This is a genomic window from Variovorax sp. RTB1 (genome assembly GCF_035018765.1).
GTDB lineage: Bacteria > Pseudomonadota > Gammaproteobacteria > Burkholderiales > Burkholderiaceae_C > Variovorax.
Map to the genome: position 1 here is coordinate 1 of NZ_JASJXG010000066.1, position 21,753 is coordinate 21,753.

Here is a 21,753-nt window from a genome sequence, read left to right on the forward strand (position 1 = left end):
TGTCGGCACTGCAGATCTGGCTGCGCGCGCGTCAGCGCGGCGTGCTGGCGCTGGAGCTCGAATGGACGCTCGATTTGAGACGCTTCAACGGGGTGAACCTGCCGCCGCATCAGAGCATCACCGTGCGTACCGCCGAGCCCACGCAAGACATGGCGCATCTGCGCAAACTGATGAGTGAGCGGCTGGCGCTGACCCAGCTCGGTGCGCCTGCGAGCTGGTTGCGCTTGCGCTCGCTCGACACGTCGCCCTGGGCCGGCGCGAGCACGAGCTTCCTGCCTGAAGACAACCGCAAGGGCGACAAGCTGCACGAGCTGGTGGAGCGGCTGAGTGCGCGCTTGGGGGCGCAGCAGGTGCAGGTGCCGGTGGCCCTGGCGGACCATCGACCGGAGGCGATGCAGGCGTGGGGCCCGGCGTTGCGAAGGGGGCTTGCTACGGGCCGTCGCGGGGGGAGCCCCCATCCCTGCCTTCCCCCCAGGGGAGAGGGCGTAAGTACCTTTCCGCCCTGGCTGCTGCGCCAGCCGCTGCGCCTCGAAATACGCGCCGGGCATCCCTGGTACCACGGGCGGTTGCGGCGACTGGTCGGTCCGCAGCGGCTCGAAGGCGGGTGGTGGGCCGACGACCATAACGAAGGCGGCGAGCCGATGGCGCGCGATTATTACGTCGCGGAGAGCCCCGAGGCCGGTCTGGTCTGGGTTTATCGCGAGCGAACTTCCGCCTTGCGCGGAACGAATGAAACGCGCTGGTTCCTGCAGGGGATCTATGCCTGAACTCAGCGACAAACAGTTGATGGCGCGCCGTCCGGCCAAGCTGCATCCACTGCCACCGAAACAGCCCCTAAAGTTATCTACGTTACCAACGCTGCCCGACTACGCCGAGCTGCATTGCCTCACCAACTTCAGCTTTCAGCGCGGTGCCTCCCGACCGGAAGAGCTGGTCACCCAGGCCTATCACCTGGGCTACAAGGCGCTGGCGATTACCGACGAATGCTCGGTCGCCGGCATCGTGCGGGCGCATGTCGCCCTGCGCGACCATCCGCAGGCGCTGGACGACTACGAGCATGAGCACGCCGACGAACCACCGCTCACGCGCAACCCCGATTTCCGGCTGCTCTTCGGCAGCGAGTTCGGCTTCGACCGTTTCAAGCTGGTGGCGATTGCGCATGACCTCGAAGGCTGGGGCAATCTCTGCGAATTCATCACCGCAGCGCGTACCACCAGCGCGCCCAAAGGCGAATACCGTGTGACATGGCCGGGGGGCGGCAGCGATGAATTTCAGGTCGGCCACGAAAACAAGACCGAAAGCGAGGTCGCATCGCTGCAGCACTGCGAAATCCTTCTTGCGCCGCATCGCACGGTCGACGTCGACGCTTTATCGGCCGACGTCGCGCACGCCCAAACCTTGTTCGGCGACCACCTCTGGATCGTCGTCGAACTGCTCAACGAGATGGACGACGACCTGTGGCTGCTCACGCTCGAGCAGGTCAGCCAAGCCACCGGCGTACCGTTGGTCGCGGCTGGCGACGTGCACATGCACAAGCGGTCGCGCAAGCCATTGCACGATGTGGTCACTGCAATCCGCGAGGGCAGGAGCGTGGCCGAATGCGGCTTCGCGCTGCAGTCCAATGCCGAGCGGCATCTGCGCCCACGCTTGCGGCTGGTCGACTTGTACCCGCCTGAATTACTGGCCAACACGCTGGTGGTGATGGACCGCTGCCGCTTCGACCCGGACGAAATCAAGAAGCACTACGCGTACCCGCTGGAGCTGCTCGGCAACGGCGAGACGCCGGCGCAAACGCTCGCGCGCAAAACTTGGGAAGGCGCGGCAGGACGCTATCCGCAGGGCGTTCCCGCGTCGGTGAAAAAGCAGATCGAGCACGAACTCGCACTCATCGAGGAGAAGCGATACGAGATGTTCTTTCTCACCGTGGAAGACATCGTGCGCTTTGCCAACGAACAAAAAATACTGTGCCAGGGCCGCGGCTCATCTGCCAACTCGGCGGTGTGTTATTGCCTGGGCGTCACCGCCATCAACCCGATGGTCGGCCATCTGTTGTTCGAGCGTTTCTTGAGCCGCGAGCGCAACGAGCCGCCCGACATCGACGTCGACTTCGAGCACCAGCGGCGCGAAGAAGTCATCCAGTACATCTACGAAAAATACGGCCGCGAGCGTGCCGCGATCGCCGCGGTGGTGATCTGCTATCGCTCTCGCAGCGCCTTGCGCGATGTCGGCAAGGCGATGGGTGTCGACGAGCGGCTGGTCGACGAATTCGCCAAGGACCATTACTGGTTCGACACCACCATCCTCGACCAGCATCTGGCCCAGGCGATGGAGCGCTCGGGCGTGCGCGAGCCGCCGCGCAAGCTGGCGCAATGGCTCGAACTCACGAATGAACTCAAGGGTTTTCCGCGACACCTGAGCCAGCACGTCGGGGGTTTCGTGCTGACCCACACCAAGCTCACGCGGCTGGTGCCGGTCGAGAAGGCGTCCATGAAAGACCGCTCGATCATCCAGTGGGAAAAAGACGATCTCGAAGCCATGGGCATGCTCAAGGTCGACGTGCTGGCGCTCGGCATGCTGAGTGCCATCCGGCGCGGCCTCGACTTCACGAACCAGTGGCGTGGCAGCTCGCTGGAAATGCATCAGATCCCCAACGACGACCCGAAGGTGTTCGACATGATCTGCGCGGCCGACACCGTCGGTGTGTTCCAAATCGAGAGTCGCGCGCAGATGTCGATGCTGCCGCGCCTGCAGCCGCGTTGCTTCTACGACCTGGTGATCGAGGTGGCGATCGTGCGGCCCGGCCCGATCCAGGGCGGCATGGTGCACCCGTACCTGAAGAACCGCGAGAAGCTGCGCCGCGGCGAAGAGATCGAATACAAGTATCCCGATCTCAAGAAGGCTCTAGGCCGTACCCTGGGCGTACCGATTTTTCAGGAGCAGGTGATGCAGATCGCGATGATCGCGGCGCGCTTCACCCCCGACGAAGCCGATGCCTTGCGGCGTGCCATGGCGGCCTGGAAGCACACCGGCCACATCGAGAAGTTCCAGAACAAGCTGATCGACGGCATGGTCGACAACGGCTACGACCGGCCCTTTGCCGAGGCCATCTTCAGTCAGGTCAAAGGCTTCGGTGAATATGGCTTTCCGGAGAGCCACGCAGCCAGCTTCGCGTTGCTGGTGGCCGTCAGCAGCTGGCTCAAATGCTACGAGCCGGCCTGCTTTCTGGCCGCCATGCTCGACTCGCAGCCGATGGGTTTTTACTCGGCCTCGCAACTGGTGCAGGACGCGCAGCGCCATGGGGTCGAGGTGCGGCCGGTGGATGTGACGGTGAGTGAGATGGACAGCACGTTGGAGCCTGTGGTGACGGAACAGAGCGGCCATCCCGCAAAGCAAAATCATCCAGCAGTGCGGCTGGGCCTGCGCCGCATCGGCAGTCTCAGCGCAGCCGGTGCCCATCGCCTTCTCCAGGCCCGCGCATTCGCCCCGTTCACCAGCACTGAAGACCTCGCAGTGCGTGCCGACCTCGACGCGCGCGACATGGCCGCGCTGGCGGCATCCGACTCGTTGATGGCCTTGTCGGGCCATCGCCGCCAGCAGGTATGGGATGCCACGGCGCAGCGTCGCGCGCCGGCCTTGCTCAAGGGCGTGCCGATCCACGAAACGCCTTTGCTGCTGCCGCCCGGCACTGAAGGCGAAGAGATCGTCGGCGACTACGCATCCATGAACCTCACGCTGCGGCGCCATCCGCTGGCGCTGCTGCGGCCCCGCATGGCGCGCCTGAAGTTGCTGAGTGCGGCCGAGCTGCACGACCTGCCGCACGGCCGGGTGGTGCGTGCCTGTGGCATCGTCACCATGCGGCAGCGTCCGCAAACCGCCAAGGGCACCATATTCGTCTCGCTCGAAGACGAGACCGGCATCGTCAACGTGATCGTCTGGAACGACCTGGTCGAAGAACAGCGCGAGCCGTTGTTGAAGTCCAAGCTGCTCGCCGTCAAGGGCGTGTGGCAGCGCGACGTGGCCAGCGGCGGCAACGTGCGGCATTTGCTGGCGCAAGGCTTCAAGGACTTGACGCCGTGGCTCGGCCGACTCGCAGGGCAAAACAAAAGCAGAGATTTCCATTGACCAATCAACGCCATTCATCTCGCACCCTGCTGGCCGAATCCATCGCTCACGAAGTACCTGTCGACTCGCCGCCGGGCGACATCGTGCTTAGCCGCACCCACGCGCGTCGCTTGCGCGATGTGTACCGATCTTCCGGCTGGCCGTGTTGCGATGCGATCGAGGTCGATCTGCTCGCTGCGGGTTTGCTGGAGCGCGTGCGGTCGGCGCTGGGGCATGAAACATTGCGCGTCACCGACCGCGGCATCGCGCACATCGCCGCATCGCTCGTCGTCAACCGCGCGGCGTTGTCGGCACACGAGGCACTGGTCGAGCGTGTGGCGCGCGAGATGACGCGCGCTGGCCGCATCGCCTGGCGCAACCTGAGTTTGCGTGCACGGCTGGCGGGCACCAACGAAGGCGACCCGCATCGCTGGTGCATCGCGCGGCCCGATGTTTTTTCGATCCGCAACACCAGCGTCGAGGCGTATGCCCAGCCGATCGTTCACGAAATCAAGGTGCGTCGCTCCGATCTTCTGTCGGACCTGAAGAAGCCCGACAAGCGCGCGGCCTACCTCGACCTGGGTGGCGAGTGCTGGTACGTTTTGGGCTGCGACGCGCGCGGGCGGCCGATCGGTTCTGCCGACGAAATCCCTCTCGAATGCGGCGTGCTGATGCTTGAAAACGATCGGCTCGTGGTGGCGCGTGCGGTGGTGCATCGCTCGCAGGCCCGCATGCCGTTCGCAGTCTGGATGGCGCTGGCCAAGGCGCAGCCGGTTCCGGGCTTCGAAGAAGATCTTCAGGTTCCGCTGACCGACTGCGCAACGCTGCCTTCGGTCGGTTGACCAGGGCCTGTTGCTTGCATGGCGCTCCTGTCCGGCTCCCTCCCGGCTCCGGGGGCGGCGCCGCCACGTCCGGCGCTCGAGCTCACGGTGTCCGTCAAGTCGCTGTGCGCCTTCGCCGCCAAGGCCGGCGATCTCGACTTGCGCTTCGCACCCGCACCCAGCGCGCAGGAAGGCATCGCCGGCCATCACCTCGTTCAATCACGGCGCGGGCCGGGGTTCCAGGGCGAGGTTTCGCTGTCTTCGAGCTTCGGCGGCCTGCGGGTGCGGGGTCGTGCCGATGGCTTCGATGCCGAGCTGGGCCGTGTCGAAGAGATCAAGACGTTTCGCGGGGAGTTCGACGCGATCAAGGGCAATCACCGCGCGTTGCATTGGGCCCAGGCCCGCACCTATGCCGCAATGCTGTGCGAGAAGCACGCGCTGGCCCACATCACGGTCGCGCTGGTCTACCTCGACATCCATAGCGGCGACGAAACCGTGCTTGAAGAACAGCGCACGCGCGCCGATCTGCAAGTTGAATTCGAGGCGCTTTGCAGTCGCTTCATGGCACGGGCGTGGCAGGAGTCTTTGCATCGCGCTGCGCTGGCGCGTGACCTGTCGTCTCTCGCGTTTCCGCACGCCGGCTTTCGACCCGGTCAGCGTGAACTGGCAGAAGGCGTCTACCGCGCCGCCGCGGCCGGGCGTTGCCTGATCGCGCAAGCACCGACCGGTATCGGCAAGACGATTGCCACGCTCTTTCCGTTGCTGAAAGGCTGGACCGCGCATCGCACCGACAAGCTGTTCTTCCTGACCGCGAAGACCTCCGGCCGTGCCGTGGCGCTCGACTCGCTGCGCGTGCTGCGCAAAGACTGCTCCACGTTGCGCGTGCTCGAACTCGCCGCGCGAGAGAAGGTCTGCGAGTACCCGGGCCGCGCATGCAACGGCGATGCGTGCCCCTTGGCGGCCGGCTTCTACGACCGCTTGCCGGCAGCACGCAGCGAGGCGGTAGGGCAGTCAATGCTGAACCGCGAAACGGTACGCAACGTCGCGTCGGCGCACCGTGTGTGCCCGTACTTTCTGGCGCAAGAACTGGTGCGGTGGAGCGATGTCGTGGTCGCCGACTACAACTACTACTTCGACGGCAGTGCGTTCCTGTACGCGCTCATGATCGACGAAGAGTGGCGCGCCGCGGTCCTGGTCGACGAGGCGCACAACCTGATCGAGCGGGCGCGCAGCATGTACTCGTCCGAGCTCGACAGCGCCGCGCTCGCCGTTGCGCTGCGCGTGGCACCGCGTCACATCAAGCAGGCGCTCGACAAGCTGGAGCGCGAGTGGGATTCGCTGCAGCTGGCGCAGCGCGGCGCGACGCCATCCGCCTTCACGCCGTACGCCATCCGCGACCAGATTCCAGAACGCCTGCATCGCGCGCTACAGGAAGCCATCGGCGCCATGTCCGACCACTTCGCGGATCACCCGGCCGAGGCCAACGGCCCAATGCAGCCGTTCTTCTTCGACATGCTTCGCTTCGTACGTCTGTCTGATGAGTTCGGCGAGCACTCGGTACTTGAAAGTACGATCGATGCACATCCTGACGGCCCCTGCGGTTTCGCGATCCGCAACCTGATCCCGGCGTATTTCCTGAAGCCGCGCTTCGAACGTGCGCTGTCTGTCGCGTGCTTTTCCGGAACGATCGCGCCTTTCGCGTTCTATCGCGATGCACTCGGCATGCCGCAAGGCACCGCACATCTCGATGTCGGCTCGCCGTTTCAAACGCACCAGCTCACGGTGCGCGTGGCAATGCAGATCTCGACGCGCTACCGTGACCGCGATCGATCGCTGGAGCGGCTGACGAAGATCATCGCGGCGCAGTACCAGCAACGACCCGGTAACTACCTGGCTTTCTTCAGCAGCTTCGACTACCTGGACAGTGCGTGCGATGCGATGGCCGCGCGCTATCCCGACGTGCCGATGTGGGCCCAGTCGCGTGGCATGCGGGAGTCTGAGCGCGAAGCCTTCGTCGCCCGCTTTGTCGCAGGCGGGCAAGGCATCGGCTTTGCTGTGCTGGGAGGCGCTTTCGGTGAAGGAATCGACCTGCCCGGCGAGCGTCTGGTCGGCGCCTTCATTGCGAGTCTTGGACTGCCGCAGCACAACGAATTGAACGACGTGATGCGCGAGCGGATGCAGGAGCGCTTCGGGCAGGGCTATGAATACACGTACCTCTATCCCGGCCTGCGCAAGGTCGTGCAGGCAGCGGGCCGCGTGATTCGCACCGAGCAGGATGCAGGCGTGTTGTATCTGCTCGACGATCGGTTCGCGCTGCCCGAGGTGCGGCGGCTGTTGCCGCCGTGGTGGCGCATCGAGCTTCATTGACCGCGAGCGATCAGTGAAGCCTGCTTCGCGCAGCGCGACGGCGCTTCGCTCAGCTCACGCCGAGATGCGTTCGCACTTCTTCTGCGGATGTGCCGACTTCGGCCACTGCAAGACGCAGCGCCTCCTCGGATACCCCGAGCTGTCGGGTCCATTGCTCGACCGCAGCGAGCTGGGTCACATCGACCGCCTGGCCGGGATTTGTCGGCACGACGATGTCATCGGACTGAGTCATGGTTTGCTCCTTCGTTTGCATGGACGCAATCTTCAGTCGCGCGATGCAGCCCCCAGGACAGACGCGTGCCACGGACCGTGCAGGAAAACGCCCTTACATCCCAAAAGATTGCTTCAGGCGTTGACCCGCGTAGTCCTGCGCTCACTTGGCCTTTTGTACTACTGCGGCCATGGCCGGTGCGCCGGCGTGCCGACTAGCGGTAGCCCGCTTCGTTGGGGTTGTGGATGATCCAGATCAGATAGCCACTCGAGAAATCGCCCATGCCGCCGCCGGCAAAAATCAGCCGGCCCTGACCTTTGTAGGTCATTTCGAAGCGATGACGGTCGGCGCCGAAATAGAACGGAATCCAGGCCTTGCCGGTCATGTAGGCGCCCTGGTCGGTCGGCGGGCCAGCGAGGTCCGTGACCTGTCGCAAGGGCATTCCGATCTGGAGCTTGGTGAACTTGCTGCCGGGTGCCGGGTTGCCGGTGATTTCGCCTTCGTAGTCGTTCAAGCCCTTGACCGTGCGACCGCTGCCGGCCTCGACCTTGGACGAGTCCGTCACGTTGCCCTTGGCATCGATGCCGGGCTTGGCGCCTCCAGCGTAGGGCGCAGGCGCTGCGGCCGCCGCAGCAGCAGGCGCTGGCGCGGCCGCAATCGGCGCGGCGACTGCAGCGACTTCAGGCGCGCAGCGGTCGAGGTCGACGATCTTCTGTTTGCTTCGGGGCAGATAGCGGTAGTCGCGGACCTTGGCGGTGACGGCGCCGCCCGTGTAGCCGGGCGCGACGGATCTGCACACGAAAAAGGTCTGGTCGGTGCTGTCGACCGCATACGCGCCTGCAGGCACGTTGTGCCCGGTGGCTTTGGCAAGGTCGACGCTGACCGATTTGCCGACCAGGTCCTGCTTCACCTGCTTGCCGGTGCCTTCACCGATGAGGTCCGACAGCGCTGCGTATTCAATGCCTTCGCGCACTGGCTTCACCGGCGCGGCGCGGGCGGGCGCTGGTGCAGCTGCAGCCTGCGCAGTCGATGCAGGCGCGTTGGCAGGTGCCGGCGAGCGCGTGCCGCAACCTGCGCAGAGCGCCAGGATGGCGGCGGCCACGGTCATCGCCGACATGGATGAAGTGGTCGAAGCGTTCGGAGTGGTCAAGGGGGCAAGAGGCCGGGTCGTCGGAGTCACAGTCATTCCTTTTGAGCTATCGAGCTGCGCATTTTGCCGATGTTGTCGCACGCCAAACGAGTTCCTGCCAAGTTGTCAGGTGCACCAAACCAAGGATTCGCGCGCCAGAACAGCGCATGCTTTCGGCATTCAGAAGACTCATCGCGCAAAAAGGCCGGCATGGATGTTGCGTGATGTCCATCAGTGTTCCGACGGCACCGTCGCCGCGGCCAACACATTGCCTCCGCCAATGACGGCGGGATCCGAACGAACTGAGAGCATCGATGCTCGACTGTTCGTCTGTTCCAACCCGATTTGCATCCGCATCCAGCGAGCGGGGGCCGTGTCGACTCTGTCCTGACAGCGTCGGCCACCGCCCCCTTTCACCGGACCGGCTGCGTGCAGGACACGACATGAAAATCGCAGTGATTGGCCACGGCATGGTGGGCCACAAATTTCTCGAACAGCTCCATGCGCTCGGCATCGCCGATGCACAGGTCACGGTGCTGTGCGAGGAGCCGCGCCCGGCCTACGACCGGGTTCATCTCTCTGAATTTTTTGCCGGCAAGACGGCTGAAGACCTGTCGCTGGTCGAGCCGGGCTTCTTCGAGAGCACCGGCTTCACCTTGCGACTGGCGGCTCGCGCAGTGGCCATCGAGCGCCGCCACAACACCGTCACCACCGCCGACGGCGAGGTGGTGCACTACGACAAGCTGGTGCTGGCCACGGGGTCGTCGCCCTTCGTGCCACCGGTGCCCGGCCGCGACCGCCCCAACTGTTTTGTCTATCGCACCATCGAAGACTTGGAAGCGATGAAGGAATGTGGCGCCCGCTCGAAGACCGGCGTGGTCGTGGGCGGCGGCTTGCTGGGACTCGAATGTGCCAAGGCGCTGCGCGACATGGGCCTGGAAACGCACGTCGTCGAATTCGCCCCGCGCCTGATGGCGGTGCAGGTCGACGAGGGCGGTGGCCGCGCGTTGCGCAACAGCATCGAGGCGCTCGGCCTGCACGTGCACACCGGCCGCAACACGGTCGAGATCGTCGACGGCGCGACCGCACGGCACCGCATGGTGTTCGCCGACGGCACCTATCTGGAGACCGACATGATCGTGTTCTCCGCCGGCATTCGTCCGCGCGACGAATTGGCGCGGCAGAGCGTGCTGGCAATCGGCGCGCGGGGCGGCATCGCGGTCGACACCCATTGCCGCACCAACGACCGCAACGTCTACGCCATCGGAGAATGCGCGGCGTGGAACGACCAGACCTTCGGCCTCGTGGCTCCGGGCTACGACATGGCGCGCGTGGCCGCCAAGCACATCGCCGGGCAGGACGACGCCGCCTTTACCGGCGCCGACATGAGCACCAAGCTCAAGCTGATGGGCGTGGACGTGGCGAGCATCGGCGACGCGCACGGCAAGACACCCAAGTCGCGCGCCTACCAGTACATCAACGAGCACAAGCAGATCTACAAGAAGATCGTGGTCAGCGAAGACGGCAAGCAACTGCTGGGCGCGGTGCTGGTCGGTGATGCCGCCGAGTACGGCACCCTGCTGCAACTCGCGCTCAACGGCATCACGTTGCCGGCCGATCCGGAGTTCTTGATCCTGCCGTCGAGCGACGGCAAGGCCAGGCCCGGGCTCGGCGTGGAGGCGCTGCCCGACACCGCCCAGATCTGCTCGTGCAACGACGTCAGCAAGGGTCAAATCTGCGCGGCGGTGGGCGAGGGCGTCTGCACCGCCGCCGACATGAAGGCCTGCACCAAGGCTGGCGCTTCTTGCGGCGGCTGCGTGCCGCTGGTCACGCAGGTCATGAAGATGGAGATGGCCAAGCGCGGCATGGCGGTCAACAACCACCTGTGCGAGCACTTTGCGTATTCGCGCCAGGAGCTGTATCACCTGGTGCGCGTCGGCGAGATCAAGACCTTCGGCGATCTGCTGGCCCAACACGGCAAGGGCCTGGGTTGCGATATCTGCAAGCCGACCGCAGCCAGCATCCTCGCGTCGTGCTGGAACGACTTCGTCTTGAAGAAAGACTTGGCGAGCCTGCAGGACAGCAACGACTATTTCCTTGGAAACATCCAGAAGGACGGCAGCTATTCGGTGGTGCCGCGCATGCCCGGCGGCGAGGTCACGGCCGATGGCCTGATCGCCGTCGGCCAGGTCGCAAAGAAGTACGGCCTGTACACCAAGATCACGGGCGGCCAGCGCGTGGATTTGTTCGGTGCGCGCGTCGAACAGCTGCCGCCGATCTGGGAAGAACTGATCGCGGCCGGCTTCGAGTCAGGCCATGCTTATGGCAAGTCGTTGCGCACGGTGAAGAGCTGCGTCGGCTCGACCTGGTGCCGCTACGGCGTGGACGACAGCATGGGCATGGCGATCGAACTGGAGAACCGCTACAAGGGTCTGCGCACGCCGCACAAGATCAAGTTCGGCGTGTCGGGTTGCACCCGCGAATGCGCCGAAGCACAGAGCAAGGACGTCGGCATCATCGCCACCGAAAAGGGCTGGAACCTCTATGTGTGCGGCAACGGCGGAATGAAGCCGCGCCACGCGGAGTTGATCGCGTCCGACCTGAGCAAGGCCGAGCTGGTCAGGCTGGTCGACCGCTTTTTGATGTTCTACGTACACACCGCCGACCGGCTGCAGCGCACCAGCACCTGGCGCGACAACCTCGAAGGCGGGCTCGACTACCTGAAGGACGTGCTCATTCAGGACACGCTGGGGCTCGGCGCCCAACTCGAAGCCGAAATGCAGCACGTGGTCGACACCTACCAGTGCGAGTGGAAGACGGCCGTCAACGACCCGGCCACGCGCCAGCGCTTTCGCTCCTTCGTCAACAGCGACAAGAAGGACGAGCACATCGTGTTCGTGGAAGAGCGCGGCCAGATCCGGCCGGTCCGTGCCGAAGAGCGCAAAGCGGAGGCCGAAACCTCTGCCGCCAACTCCACTGCCACCGCCTGAACATCCGAGGACATCTCACCATGACCACTGAAACTTTCCACTGGACTGCCGTGTGCGCGGCCACCGACATCCTGCCCGACACCGGCGTGTGCGCGCTGGTCGACGGGGTGCACGTCGCGATCTTTCACATCGGCCAGGCAGGGCAGTTCTTCGCGATCGACAACGTCGACCCCAAGTCGCGGGCCAGCGTGCTGTCGCGCGGGCTGGTGGGCAGCCTGGGCGATCGCATCGTCGTCGCGTCGCCGCTCTACAAGAACCACTTCGACCTGCGCAACGGCGAATGCATCGAATCCCCGGAGTACTCGGTGCGCGCGCATGCGGTGCGTGTCGAACAGGGGCGCGTGCAAGTCGCATTGGCCTGAGCGCATCGCCCGCCCGATCTCTTCTCGTTATTTTCTTTCTCTCTGCTTCAAGGAATCCCATGGCCTATCTAGCCCCCGCCGAGTTCGTGACCAAGATGGTCGATGCCGGTGAATCCAAGCTGCTGATGTCGACGCGCGACACGCTGATTCGCTCCTACATGGCCGGTGCCATCCTGGCGCTGGCAGCGGCCTTCGCGGTCAGCATCACCGTCAACACCGGCAACGCGCTGGTCGGCGCGATGCTGTTTCCGGTCGGCTTCATCATGCTGTACCTGATGGGCTTCGACCTGCTGACCGGTGTGTTCACGCTGGCACCCTTGGCCGTGCTCGATAAGCGCCCCGGTGCCACGTGGGCCGGCGTGCTGCGCAACTGGGGTCTGGTGTTCGTCGGCAACTTTGCCGGCGCGCTGACGGTCGCGGTGTTCATGGCGATCATCTTCACCTTCGGCTTCAGCGAGGCGCCCAACGTCATCGGCGCCAAGCTCGGCGGCATCGGTGAGGCCCGCACGCTGGGGTATGCCGCACACGGCGCCTCCGGCATGCTGACGCTGTTCATTCGCGGCGTGATGTGCAACTGGATGGTGTCGACCGGCGTCGTCGCCGCCATGATGTCGACCACCGTGTCGGGCAAGGCCATCGGCATGTGGATGCCGGTCATGATCTTCTTCTACATGGGCTTCGAGCACTCGGTCGTGAACATGTTCCTGTTCCCCACCGGCCTGATGCTGGGTGGCAAGTTCACGCTGCTGGACTACCTGATCTGGAACGAGATCCCGACGGTGCTGGGCAACCTGGTCGGCGGACTGACCTTTGTCGGCCTGACGCTCTACGCTACCCACTACAAGACCGCACCCAAGCGCGTCTTGCGCTGAAGCCTCGCTTGCGCAAAACATTGCGGGTCACGCTCGGTCAGCACTCGCTGGCCGGTACCAAGTCAGTCAACCAGGACTTTCATGGCGCGATGCTGCCGGAGGGCTCGCTTCGAACGTCCAAAGGCATCGCGGTGGCGATGGCCGACGGCATCGGCTCCAGCCGCGTCAGCCAGGTCGCGAGCGCGGCGGCGGTGCGCGGCTTTCTCGACGACTACTACGCGACCTCCGATGCCTGGTCGGTGCGCCGCTCGGCCCAACGCGTACTGAGCGCCACCAACTCGTGGCTGCATGCGCAGACGATGCGCAGCGACGCCCGCTTCGACAAGGACAGCGGCTACGTCTGCACCTTCAGCGCGCTCATCTTCAAGGGCCGCGACGTGCACATGCTGCACGTTGGCGACGCACGCATCTATCGGCTGCATCCGCACGCGCTGGAGCAACTCACCGAGGACCATCGCGTTCACCTGTCGTCGGTCGAGTCGTACCTGGGGCGGGCACTGGGCGCCGACTCGAACGTCGACATCGACTACAGCGACTGGGCCGCCGAGGTCGGCGAGATCTACTTGCTGGCGACCGATGGCGCCTATGCCCATCTGGACGCGGAAGCCGTGCACGACGCGCTCGCCCGATGCGGCGACGACTTCGACGAAGCGGCTCGGCTGCTGGCGACTGCAGCAAGGGACAAGGGCAGCGACGACGATGCCACCGTGCAGCTGTTGCGCATCGACGAACTCCCGGCCGCCGACGCCGCGCAGCTGCAGTCGCAGCGGCAGGCCCTTGCCATATCGCCGCCGCTGGCACCCCGGGCACGCTTCGAAGGCTTCACGCTCGTGCGCGAACTCCAGGTGAGTGCGCGCAGCCATGTGCACCTTGCCGTGGACGACGCCACCGGGCAGCAAGTGGTGCTCAAGCTGCCTTCGGTCGACATGCGCGAAGACACCGACTACCTCGATCGCTTCGTGCTCGAAGAGTGGGTGGCGCGGCGCGTCGACAGCCCGCATGTGCTGAAGGCGAGCACCATCGACCGGCCGCGCGACCATCTGTATGTCGCGATGGAATACGTCGAAGGCCAGACGCTGGCGCAGTGGATGGTCGACCACCCGAAGCCGAGCCTGGACAGCGTGCGTGGCCTCATCGAGCAACTGGCGCTGGGGCTGCAGGCGCTGCATGGCCGGGAGATGCTGCACCAGGACCTTCGCCCGGAGAACGTGATGATCGACCGCACCGGCACGGTCAAGATCATCGACCTCGCTTCGGCCCACGTGGCGGGCCTGGCCGAGAGTGCCGGCGCGCGCGATGCACTCGCCATCGTCGGAACCTTGCAGTACACGGCGCCCGAATACTTCGTCGGCCATGGCGGCAGCGTTCGCTCCGATCTGTTTTCCCTGGCCGTCATCGCCTACCAGATGCTAACGGGGCAACTGCCGTACGGCCTGCACGCATCGCGGGTCCGTTCACCTGCCGACGTCGCTCGGTTGCGCTACCTGCCGGTGCGCCACTTTCGGCCCGACCTGCCCGCATGGATCGATGCCGTGATGCAAAAGGCACTGCACCCCAATCCCGCGAAGCGGCAAGAGGCGGTATCCGAATTCGCTCACGACCTTCGCGCGCCCGGACAGGAGTTTTTGCAAACGCGGACCTTGCCACTCATCGAAAGACACCCAGTGCGGTTCTGGCAGTGCACCACCGGGCTGCTGGTTGTTATCGTTGTCGTTTTGCTGGGCCTGCGCGTTTTGGGGCACTGAGCGTTTTTCGATAAGGACTCACGATGTCGACAGCGACCACCACGATGCCATCTGCTCCTCCTTCGGTTTCCGTGCCACAGCGTTTCCTGGAGCGCGTGCAAGACCTGCTGGCCGACGGGCAACGAAAAATACTGGGCCTCGTCGGACCACCGGGTGCCGGCAAGTCCACGCTGGCCGTCGCGTTGCAACGCGAGTTCGCAGCGCTGTCGCAAGTGGTGCCGATGGATGGTTTCCACCTGGCCAACGTCGAACTGCAGCGCCTCGGCCGCGCCGACAGAAAAGGCGCGCCGGACACCTTCGATACGGGTGGCTACCTGAGCTTGTTGCAGCGGCTGCGTCAGCAAGACAAGGGCCAGATCGTCTATGCGCCGGAGTTTCGCCGCGACCTCGAAGAGCCGATTGCCGGCGCCATCGCAGTTCATCCCAAAACGCAACTGGTCATCACCGAAGGCAACTACCTGCTGCACGACGAAGGCGCCTGGGCCAGCATCGCGGGGCTGCTCGACGAAGTCTGGTTCGTCGATGTCGACGACGGGCTGCGAAACGATCGACTCGTGCAGCGGCACCAGCAGTTCGGCCGCAGCCAGGAAGCGGCACTCGCCTGGGTCGCCGGCACTGACGAACCCAATGCGCGCCTGGTCGCCGCCACGAAGACGCGCGCCGATGTCTTATTCAGCTGGGGCGAATGACCGCAGCTTGCCGACCGAACTCAGGTCGACGTCTTGTCGAGCTTGAGAAACAGATCGCGATCCGGCGCGAAGTTGGCGTGCAGCGGCAGCAACGCGCCGCCCAGCGCGCGCGCATCTGATCCGGTGGTGCCAGGCAGCACCTCGGGGCATTCGACGCCCTCCCAGTTGTAGCGATGCTTCGCCTTGTCGATGGCGTCGAGCATGGCGGCCAGCATGTCGCGGCTGAACGAACCATCGACGATCACGCCTTCCAGGTCGAGCAGGCACGCCGCGCCGTGGATCGCAAAGACGATCGCGTGGGCCGCTTCGTCGAGCCACTGCGCCGTGATGGCGCGCCACGGCGCCTGCAACGCGCGGTCGTCGGCGACAGCGGCGGGGTCGAGCCGGGCGGCCTCGTACAGGCGCTCCAGCGTGATGAGAGAAGCCACGCTCAGCAACTGCGGTGGCGCGGCTGTGTCGCCCGGCCCCGCACGATTCAGCGCCAGTGAACCCACCGCGCCCGCATTGCCGTTGAGCCCGCCCTGCAGATGGCTGTCGATGACCAGTCCGCCGCCGATAAAGGTGTCCACGAAGACGTAGACGAAGCTGCGCACGCTCCGGCCGCGGCCCGCCACCAGCTCGGCGACACATGCTGCCGCCGTGTCCTTGACGAAAGTCACCGGCAGCCCCGAAAGCTCCGCGACCTTGGCGCGCACGTCGGTACGGTTCCAGGCCAGGGCGCGCTTTGCATCGATGCCCATCAGCGCCTGCCAGCCGCCGAGCGACAACGGCGCCGCGATGCCGATGCCCTGCAATCGCTCCAGCCCCGACGCACCCAGCAGCGCACGAAACTCCGCCAGCCGCAAGTCGATTTCTTCGAACACCGCCTCCGGGGTCGGATAGTCGTATGCCAGGCTGCGACGCGCACGCACCACGCCGGTGAAGTCGACCAGCAGCATGTCGAGGCTGCGCCGCCCGAGCTTGATACCGATGGAAAACGCGCCGTCCGGGTTCAGTGCCAGCGGCACCGACGGTTGCCCGACCTTGCCGCGCAGCAAGGCGCCGCGCAGCAGCAAGCCGTCTTCGATCAGGCGCTTGGTGATGAGCGAAATGGTCTGCGGCGTGAGTTGCGTGAGCCGAGCCAGCGCCGCGCCGGGGAGGGCGCCGTGGTTGCGGATCGCCTGCAGGACTACGCGCTCGTTGTATTGCCGCAGCCCGCCCTGGCTCGACCCGCGAGGTCGCAGCCGGCCCGCCTCTTGTGCGGACTCACCCGCCAGGTTCACGCGAGGCATTCGGCCGGCAACTGCTCGGGCGGCAACGCGCCTGTCATCACTGCCACCGTGTCGCTCATGCTGATCTTCTTCGGGTTGAGCACCGCACCGCGCTTGCCCAGTCGCGCCACGTGGATGCGATCGGCGATCTCGAAGACGTGCGGCATGTTGTGACTGATAAGCACCACCGGCAGCCCCTTGTCGCGCACCCGGCGGATCAGCTCCAGCACCATGTTGCCCTCCTTGACGCCGAGCGCCGCGGTCGGCTCGTCGAGGATGACGACGTGATGCGCGAACGCGGCGGCGCGCGCCACCGCCACGCATTGCCGCTGCCCACCCGACAACGTTTCGACCGCCTGCGTCATCGAGCGGATGCCGACTTTCAGGTCGTTCATGCGCATCACGCTTTCTTCAAGCATTCGCTTCTTGTCGAGCATGCGCAGCACGTTGCCGGCAAAGCCCGGGCGGCGGATTTCTCGGCCGAGAAACAGGTTCTCGGCTATCGTCATCGCGGGTGCGACGGCCAGGTCTTGGTACACCGTTTCGATGCCGACACGGCGCGCGTCGATCGGCCCCTTGAAGTGGATCACCTTGCCGTCCAGGATGATCTCGCCTTCGTCCGGCACGGTGGCGCCGGAGAGGCACTTGATCAGCGACGACTTGCCCGCGCCGTTGTCGCCGATGACAGCCAGGATCTCGCCGGCACGCAGCTCGAAGTCGGCGCCGTCGAGTGCAACGACTTGCCCATAGCGCTTTATCAGGCCCTTGGCCTGCATCACAACACGCGGGAGAGTGCTCGCGTCCATCAACGTGCTCCTTTGCGCGATAGCTGGTCCACCGTCACCGCGACGATCACCAGGATGCCGGTGATCAGCACCTGATAGACGGAAGACACGCCCATCAACGTCAACCCGTTGCGCAGCACGCCGACCACGATCGCGCCGACCAGCGAGCCAAGAATCATGCCCCGGCCGCCGAACAAACTGGTGCCGCCGAGCACCACCGCAGTGATGGCGTCGAGGTTTTCCGTCTGCCCCGCGTTTGGGTCGCCGACGCCAGTGCGCGCAACCGACAGCAGCGACGCGATGCCGTAGAAGACACCGGCCAACACATACACGCCGAGCAGCACGCGCTCCGGTGGAATGCCCACCAGCCGTGTCGCCTCCGGGTTGTTGCCCACCGCGTAGATGTGTCGGCCGCTGGCGGTTTCGCGCAGCCAGAACCACACGCCGAGGTACAGCAGGATCATCAGCACCGTGCCGTAGGCGATGTTGGTGCCGCCCAGTGCGAAAGTGCTGCCGAGCCAATTCATCATCGGCGGCACCTCGGTCACCGTCTGCGCGCCGGAATAGAGCTGCGTGATGGCAAAGGCGATGTTGAAAGTGCCCAGCGTCACGATGAAAGGTGGCAGCTTGATGCGCGTCACCAGCAGGCCGTTGAGCAACCCGAAGGCGGCCGTCACGCCAATGCCCGCCAGGATCGCCAGCGGTGCCGGCAAGCCCAGGTCGGCCGCCAGCTTGGTCATCACGATGCTGCCCAGCGCCATGATCATTCCGCACGACAGGTCGATGCCCGCGGTAAGGATGATCAGCGTCTGGCCGATGGCGATGACGCCGACGACCGTCACCTGCTGCAGGATCAGCGAGAAGTTCTCGCCGCTGAAGAAGCGATCGGTCGTGGTGCCGAAAGCAATGCACGCGATCAGCAGTGCGATGAACGGGCCGAGCTGCCCGATGGGGGGCAGTTTCCCCTTCACTTACTTCTTGCCCCAGCAGAGATCGGTGCCGACCTTCACGTCCTTGCTGTCGACGCCGGTCACCGGCTTGGCTGAGATCAGCGTCACGCCGGTATCGGTATAGCCGCTGGCCTTCTTGCCGGTGGTGGCGTAGTCGATGCCGGCGGCGACGCCCATCGCGGCCATCTTCAGCGGGTACTGCTGCGAGGTCGCGGCGATCTTGCCGGCAGAGACGTCCTTGATGCCGTCGCAACCGCCGTCGACCGAGACGATCATCACGCCTTTTTCTTTGCCGGCCTTCTGCAGCGCGTTGTACGCACCGGCCGCGGCGGGCTCGTTGATGGTGTAGACCAGGTTGATGTCGGGGTTCTTCTGCAGGCAGTTTTCCATGGCCGTCTGGCCCTTGGCGCGGTCACCGAAGCTGTCGGCCATGCACACCACTTCAGCCGGCTTGGCCAGTTCGTTGATCTTGGCGTCGAAGCTCTTCAGGCCAAAGCCCTGCAAAAAGCCGTTGTGGCGTTGCGCGCCGACCGGGTGGCCCGGCAGCAGATCGAGCGTGGCGATCTTCACCGGCTTGCCCGCCATGGCCGCCTTGGCGTACTGACCGATCAGGACACCGGCCTGGTAGTTATCGGTCGCGAAGAGGGCGTCGGTGGCGCTGGCCGGATCGGTCGGGCTGTCGAGCGCGATCACCATCACGCCCTTGTCTTGCGCCTTCTTGATGGCGGGAATGATCGCCTTCGAATCGTTGGGCGTGATGAGGATGGTCTTGGCGCCTGCGGCAATCATGTTTTCCATCGCAGCCACCTGGCCCGCGTTGTCGCCGTCGGCCTTGCCGGCGCCCGACAGCAACTTGGCGCCCTTGGCCTTGGCCTCCGCAGTGGCGCCTTCTTTCATCTTCACGAAGAAGGGGTTGGTCTCGGTCTTGGTGACCAGGCCGATGATCGGCTCGGCTGCATGGGCGGGCGCCCAGGCGGCGAGGGCGGCAGAGGTCAGGGCGGCGGCGAGGGTCAGCTTGATCATGGGTTTGTCTCCAGTTTTGGTCGAAAAGTATTGGCGAGGCACGCCAGAGTTTCGGGACTTGGAGTTAATAAATCAAGTGGATTGATTAATGGAAAACCCGGAGATCGAGAGGCGATCGACAAACGGTCCTTGTCAGCAGAAGCGGTGCACTGGAGAGGCGGGGGATCGAGCGGATGTCAGCGGTTGCTGAGGGCTCTTAAGGTGCGCGTGATGCGCCTGTGATGGAGCGGGCGAAGAGAATCGAACCCTAAGAACCCGTTGATTTATAAGCTAAATCTGGCCTGCATTCACCGGAAAGTGACACAGTGTCCAGATCATGCCACGCCACACTTTTTTAAGCAACGGCGCCGTTAGAAGGCAAGGTCGTTCACCTCGACGGTGATATTGCTCGCAAAGTCATAACTTCGATCAGCAGTCACTACGCGAATCATGATTTTCCCTTGGACGGTGTATGTATTTTTCAGTTCTGCCACGCCATATGTTATTGCCAATGTCTTGCGACCGACGACCGTAAGTTGACACCACCCCTTCGGGTTGATGCGACGCATTGGGAAACAAAGGAGTGCCGCTCAGCAAACAATGCATTGTCTGATGCGGTTTTTGGGCTGGTGTTGCCTGATTGGGAGAACTCCCAGCCGTTACCCGTGTACAAGTTGATTGACTCGATTTCGCCAAAGGCTTGATCTAGCGTATTGTGAATGTCGATTACCAGTCGAACAGTTGCGTCTGCCGTCCACCGAGTTAGTTTTAGGTCCCCGGGGGCAGGCGAACATTTAACGCTCAAGCCACTCGTCTTGGCCGTGGCAACTTGCTCGGCGGCCCATACTAGATTTGGCTCCAGCAAAGTTCGCAGATGAACGATTGAATTCCCGTAAACAATATGACGGTGCTGCTTCAGGTCAAACGGAATATCAGCCGCGTTCTGGGTCATCAGAATGCAAAGCTTGTTACGAGCATGTGCATAGCCGACTTCATAAAAAACATTTGAATTTTGGCCCGTCATGTCAGCCACGATGATGTCGGCTGCAACTATCTGCTGGTAAATGCGCTCCAACATCGGCTCCGAATACATCTGCTCGTCAACACGTTCCGCTCTCAACCCAACCTGTTCGGCGGTCTGTTTAATTCCTAGACGATAGATGTCCTCGAAATCTTTGTGAAAAGGCATGAGCACAAAAACAAAAGGCGGCGTGTCAAGCATGCAATCTCCTCACTCCAAGTTGTTATCGGCTTGATTGTCTTCGCTCACTGTCTTCGTCAGCAATCTTCTTTCCGTGTACCGAAGGGCAGCCAGCCAGGTGCACTGGTTGCATTCGATGCTTTGCCCGCGTGCTTGTCCCGAAGGGCCTCAAGGGTCCCCAAGTATTCCCGCTGCTCACTGTCCAACGGCTGCGGCATCTCAGGGTCGGGCTGGGTCTTCAGGCGTCTCCGGAGGGCTGCTTTCTGGTTCTCCACGATCAGCGCTTTGATCGGATCACGGTAGGGGCCGCGCAGCCGGTTGAACTGTCGTTTGCTTTCTGCCATTCGTAGGCGCCGCCCGGTCTCGGTAGCGTCCTGTTGCTGCTTGATTGCAAGCCATTCCGGTGAGTAGAAGTAGGCGGCGTTTCGCTTGTTCGCTTTCACCAGAGCGCGGCGCTTGCGTACTGCCGCGTTCACGCCGTCTCGTCGGGCCATGAGGTCTGCCGTGCTGCTACGGTTTCGACATGAGCGGCAAGCGATGGTGAAGCGGCTCAAGTTCCACGGGTATCGCTTCGTCTCATAGAAGTTCGTGGCGTCCAGGGTCAGCACCCGTCCGCAGTGCTTGCAGAGCCGGTGCGTGGGCAGCATGTCGGGGTGTGGCCGGTTCAATCGCCGATCAGCGTGTAGTGGTGTGGGTTCGTGGCGTGGCATGGGTCGATGTTGTGTGGCAACGCCGGTGGCGCTGGGGATTCATAGGGTGCGATGGGAGCGCGCGGCGGTCGTCGGGGTGCCGAGTGGGCTGTGCAGGTCCTCGGGAGACCTCGGGACGCTGAGGCAACGTTATGCGTTGAACGCATAACCCAAGGAGGCTGAGGGGCGCACGAGTGCGCACGGTTGCGCTGGCAAGCCCAGCGGTCCAAGTTCGATGCGCAGTGCTCGCCGGCCGGCTTCTCGGCCCGCTGCTGGGGTCGCCAGCCCTCAACAGCCCGTTCAAGGGTCCAGAGCCCCCGGTGGTGACCTCAGGCCACCCAGGGCATACCCATATGAATCAACGACTTAGCGTTGCTCAGGGCTGCTCTGGTGGTGCTGGTGGCACGGTGGAACTGGTCGGCTGTGTCACATAGTGGGTAGCCCATGGTTCCCCTAGTCCGCTGGCTGTGGCCCATTCCCACTGGGGAACAGGTCGGCCATGGTGCTGGGTGTGGGGGATACCGTGGGGACTAGTTGGGTCTGGCTGGGTGGAGGCATGGATTCCACGGGCCTGGGGTGGGTGTGGTGG

Annotated in this window: 16 protein-coding genes and 1 pseudogene; 9 read left to right on the plus strand and 8 right to left on the minus strand. The window is 64.2% G+C overall.

Going from position 1 to position 21,753, the window contains the following annotated elements:
- From QN397_RS24405 to QN397_RS24420, 4 genes and pseudogenes are all read left to right on the plus strand, one after another.
- A pseudogene (locus tag QN397_RS24405) lies at positions 1–767 on the plus strand (DNA polymerase Y family protein); the annotation flags it as partial.
- A complete protein-coding gene (locus tag QN397_RS24410; protein WP_323502192.1) occupies positions 760–4,122 on the plus strand; it encodes an error-prone DNA polymerase in 3,363 nt (1,120 codons plus the stop codon). The pseudogene QN397_RS24405 and the gene QN397_RS24410, both read left to right, overlap by 8 nt.
- Positions 4,123–4,163: 41 nt before the next feature.
- Positions 4,164–4,943, plus strand: coding sequence for a hypothetical protein (locus tag QN397_RS24415; RefSeq protein ID WP_323502204.1), 780 nt, complete (start codon positions 4,164–4,166; stop codon positions 4,941–4,943).
- A gap of 18 nt (positions 4,944–4,961) precedes the next feature.
- The gene (locus tag QN397_RS24420) at positions 4,962–7,289 is read left to right on the plus strand and encodes an ATP-dependent DNA helicase (RefSeq protein ID WP_323502193.1); all 2,328 of its coding nucleotides are present in this window, start codon (positions 4,962–4,964) and stop codon (positions 7,287–7,289) included.
- Between the two features lie 49 nt (positions 7,290–7,338).
- Here the strand turns inward: QN397_RS24420 and QN397_RS24425 are convergent, their stop codons facing one another.
- Entirely contained in the window at positions 7,339–7,521 is a 183-nt protein-coding gene (locus QN397_RS24425; RefSeq protein ID WP_323502195.1) for a DUF3606 domain-containing protein, read from the minus strand.
- A 193-nt stretch (positions 7,522–7,714) separates the two neighbouring features.
- Entirely contained in the window at positions 7,715–8,617 is a 903-nt protein-coding gene (locus tag QN397_RS24430; protein WP_323502196.1) for a hypothetical protein, read from the minus strand.
- Between the two features lie 455 nt (positions 8,618–9,072).
- Between QN397_RS24430 and nirB the strand changes: the two genes are divergently transcribed.
- The 5 genes from nirB to QN397_RS24455 are packed head-to-tail and all read left to right on the plus strand — an operon-like array spanning position 9,073 to position 15,287.
- Positions 9,073–11,619, plus strand: coding sequence for a nitrite reductase large subunit NirB (nirB, locus tag QN397_RS24435; RefSeq protein ID WP_323502198.1), 2,547 nt, complete (start codon positions 9,073–9,075; stop codon positions 11,617–11,619).
- 20 nt (positions 11,620–11,639) lie between these two features.
- Positions 11,640–11,981, plus strand: coding sequence for a nitrite reductase small subunit NirD (gene nirD / locus QN397_RS24440; protein WP_323502199.1), 342 nt, complete (start codon positions 11,640–11,642; stop codon positions 11,979–11,981).
- Between the two features lie 59 nt (positions 11,982–12,040).
- Positions 12,041–12,853 (plus strand): formate/nitrite transporter family protein, encoded by an 813-nt coding sequence (locus tag QN397_RS24445; protein WP_323497561.1) that lies wholly within the window; start codon positions 12,041–12,043, stop codon positions 12,851–12,853.
- An 8-nt stretch (positions 12,854–12,861) separates the two neighbouring features.
- Positions 12,862–14,598 (plus strand): protein kinase domain-containing protein, encoded by a 1,737-nt coding sequence (locus tag QN397_RS24450; RefSeq protein WP_323502200.1) that lies wholly within the window; start codon positions 12,862–12,864, stop codon positions 14,596–14,598.
- A gap of 23 nt (positions 14,599–14,621) precedes the next feature.
- Positions 14,622–15,287: a nucleoside/nucleotide kinase family protein gene (locus QN397_RS24455; protein ID WP_323502201.1), complete on the plus strand. Its 666-nt coding sequence runs from the start codon at positions 14,622–14,624 to the stop codon at positions 15,285–15,287.
- A 20-nt stretch (positions 15,288–15,307) separates the two neighbouring features.
- On the opposite strand, the gene QN397_RS24460 is transcribed toward QN397_RS24455, so the two are convergent.
- From QN397_RS24460 to QN397_RS24485, 6 genes are all read right to left on the minus strand, one after another.
- The gene (locus QN397_RS24460; RefSeq protein ID WP_323502202.1) at positions 15,308–16,558 is read right to left on the minus strand and encodes an ROK family protein; all 1,251 of its coding nucleotides are present in this window, start codon (positions 16,556–16,558) and stop codon (positions 15,308–15,310) included.
- Positions 16,546–17,343, minus strand: coding sequence for an ATP-binding cassette domain-containing protein (locus QN397_RS24465; RefSeq protein ID WP_323497565.1), 798 nt, complete (start codon positions 17,341–17,343; stop codon positions 16,546–16,548). The genes QN397_RS24460 and QN397_RS24465 overlap by 13 nt, the downstream gene beginning before the upstream one ends.
- Positions 17,343–18,293, minus strand: coding sequence for an ABC transporter permease (locus tag QN397_RS24470; protein ID WP_187051617.1), 951 nt, complete (start codon positions 18,291–18,293; stop codon positions 17,343–17,345). The genes QN397_RS24465 and QN397_RS24470 overlap by 1 nt, the downstream gene beginning before the upstream one ends.
- A complete protein-coding gene (locus tag QN397_RS24475) occupies positions 18,294–19,295 on the minus strand; it encodes a sugar ABC transporter substrate-binding protein (protein ID WP_323497566.1) in 1,002 nt (333 codons plus the stop codon).
- A 481-nt stretch (positions 19,296–19,776) separates the two neighbouring features.
- On the minus strand, positions 19,777–20,496 hold the full coding sequence (locus QN397_RS24480) for a hypothetical protein (RefSeq protein WP_323502203.1): 720 nt from the start codon (positions 20,494–20,496) through the stop codon (positions 19,777–19,779).
- Positions 20,497–20,552: 56 nt separating this feature from the next.
- On the minus strand, positions 20,553–21,122 hold the full coding sequence (locus tag QN397_RS24485; protein ID WP_323497568.1) for a hypothetical protein: 570 nt from the start codon (positions 21,120–21,122) through the stop codon (positions 20,553–20,555).
- Positions 21,123–21,753: the final 631 nt, after the last annotated feature.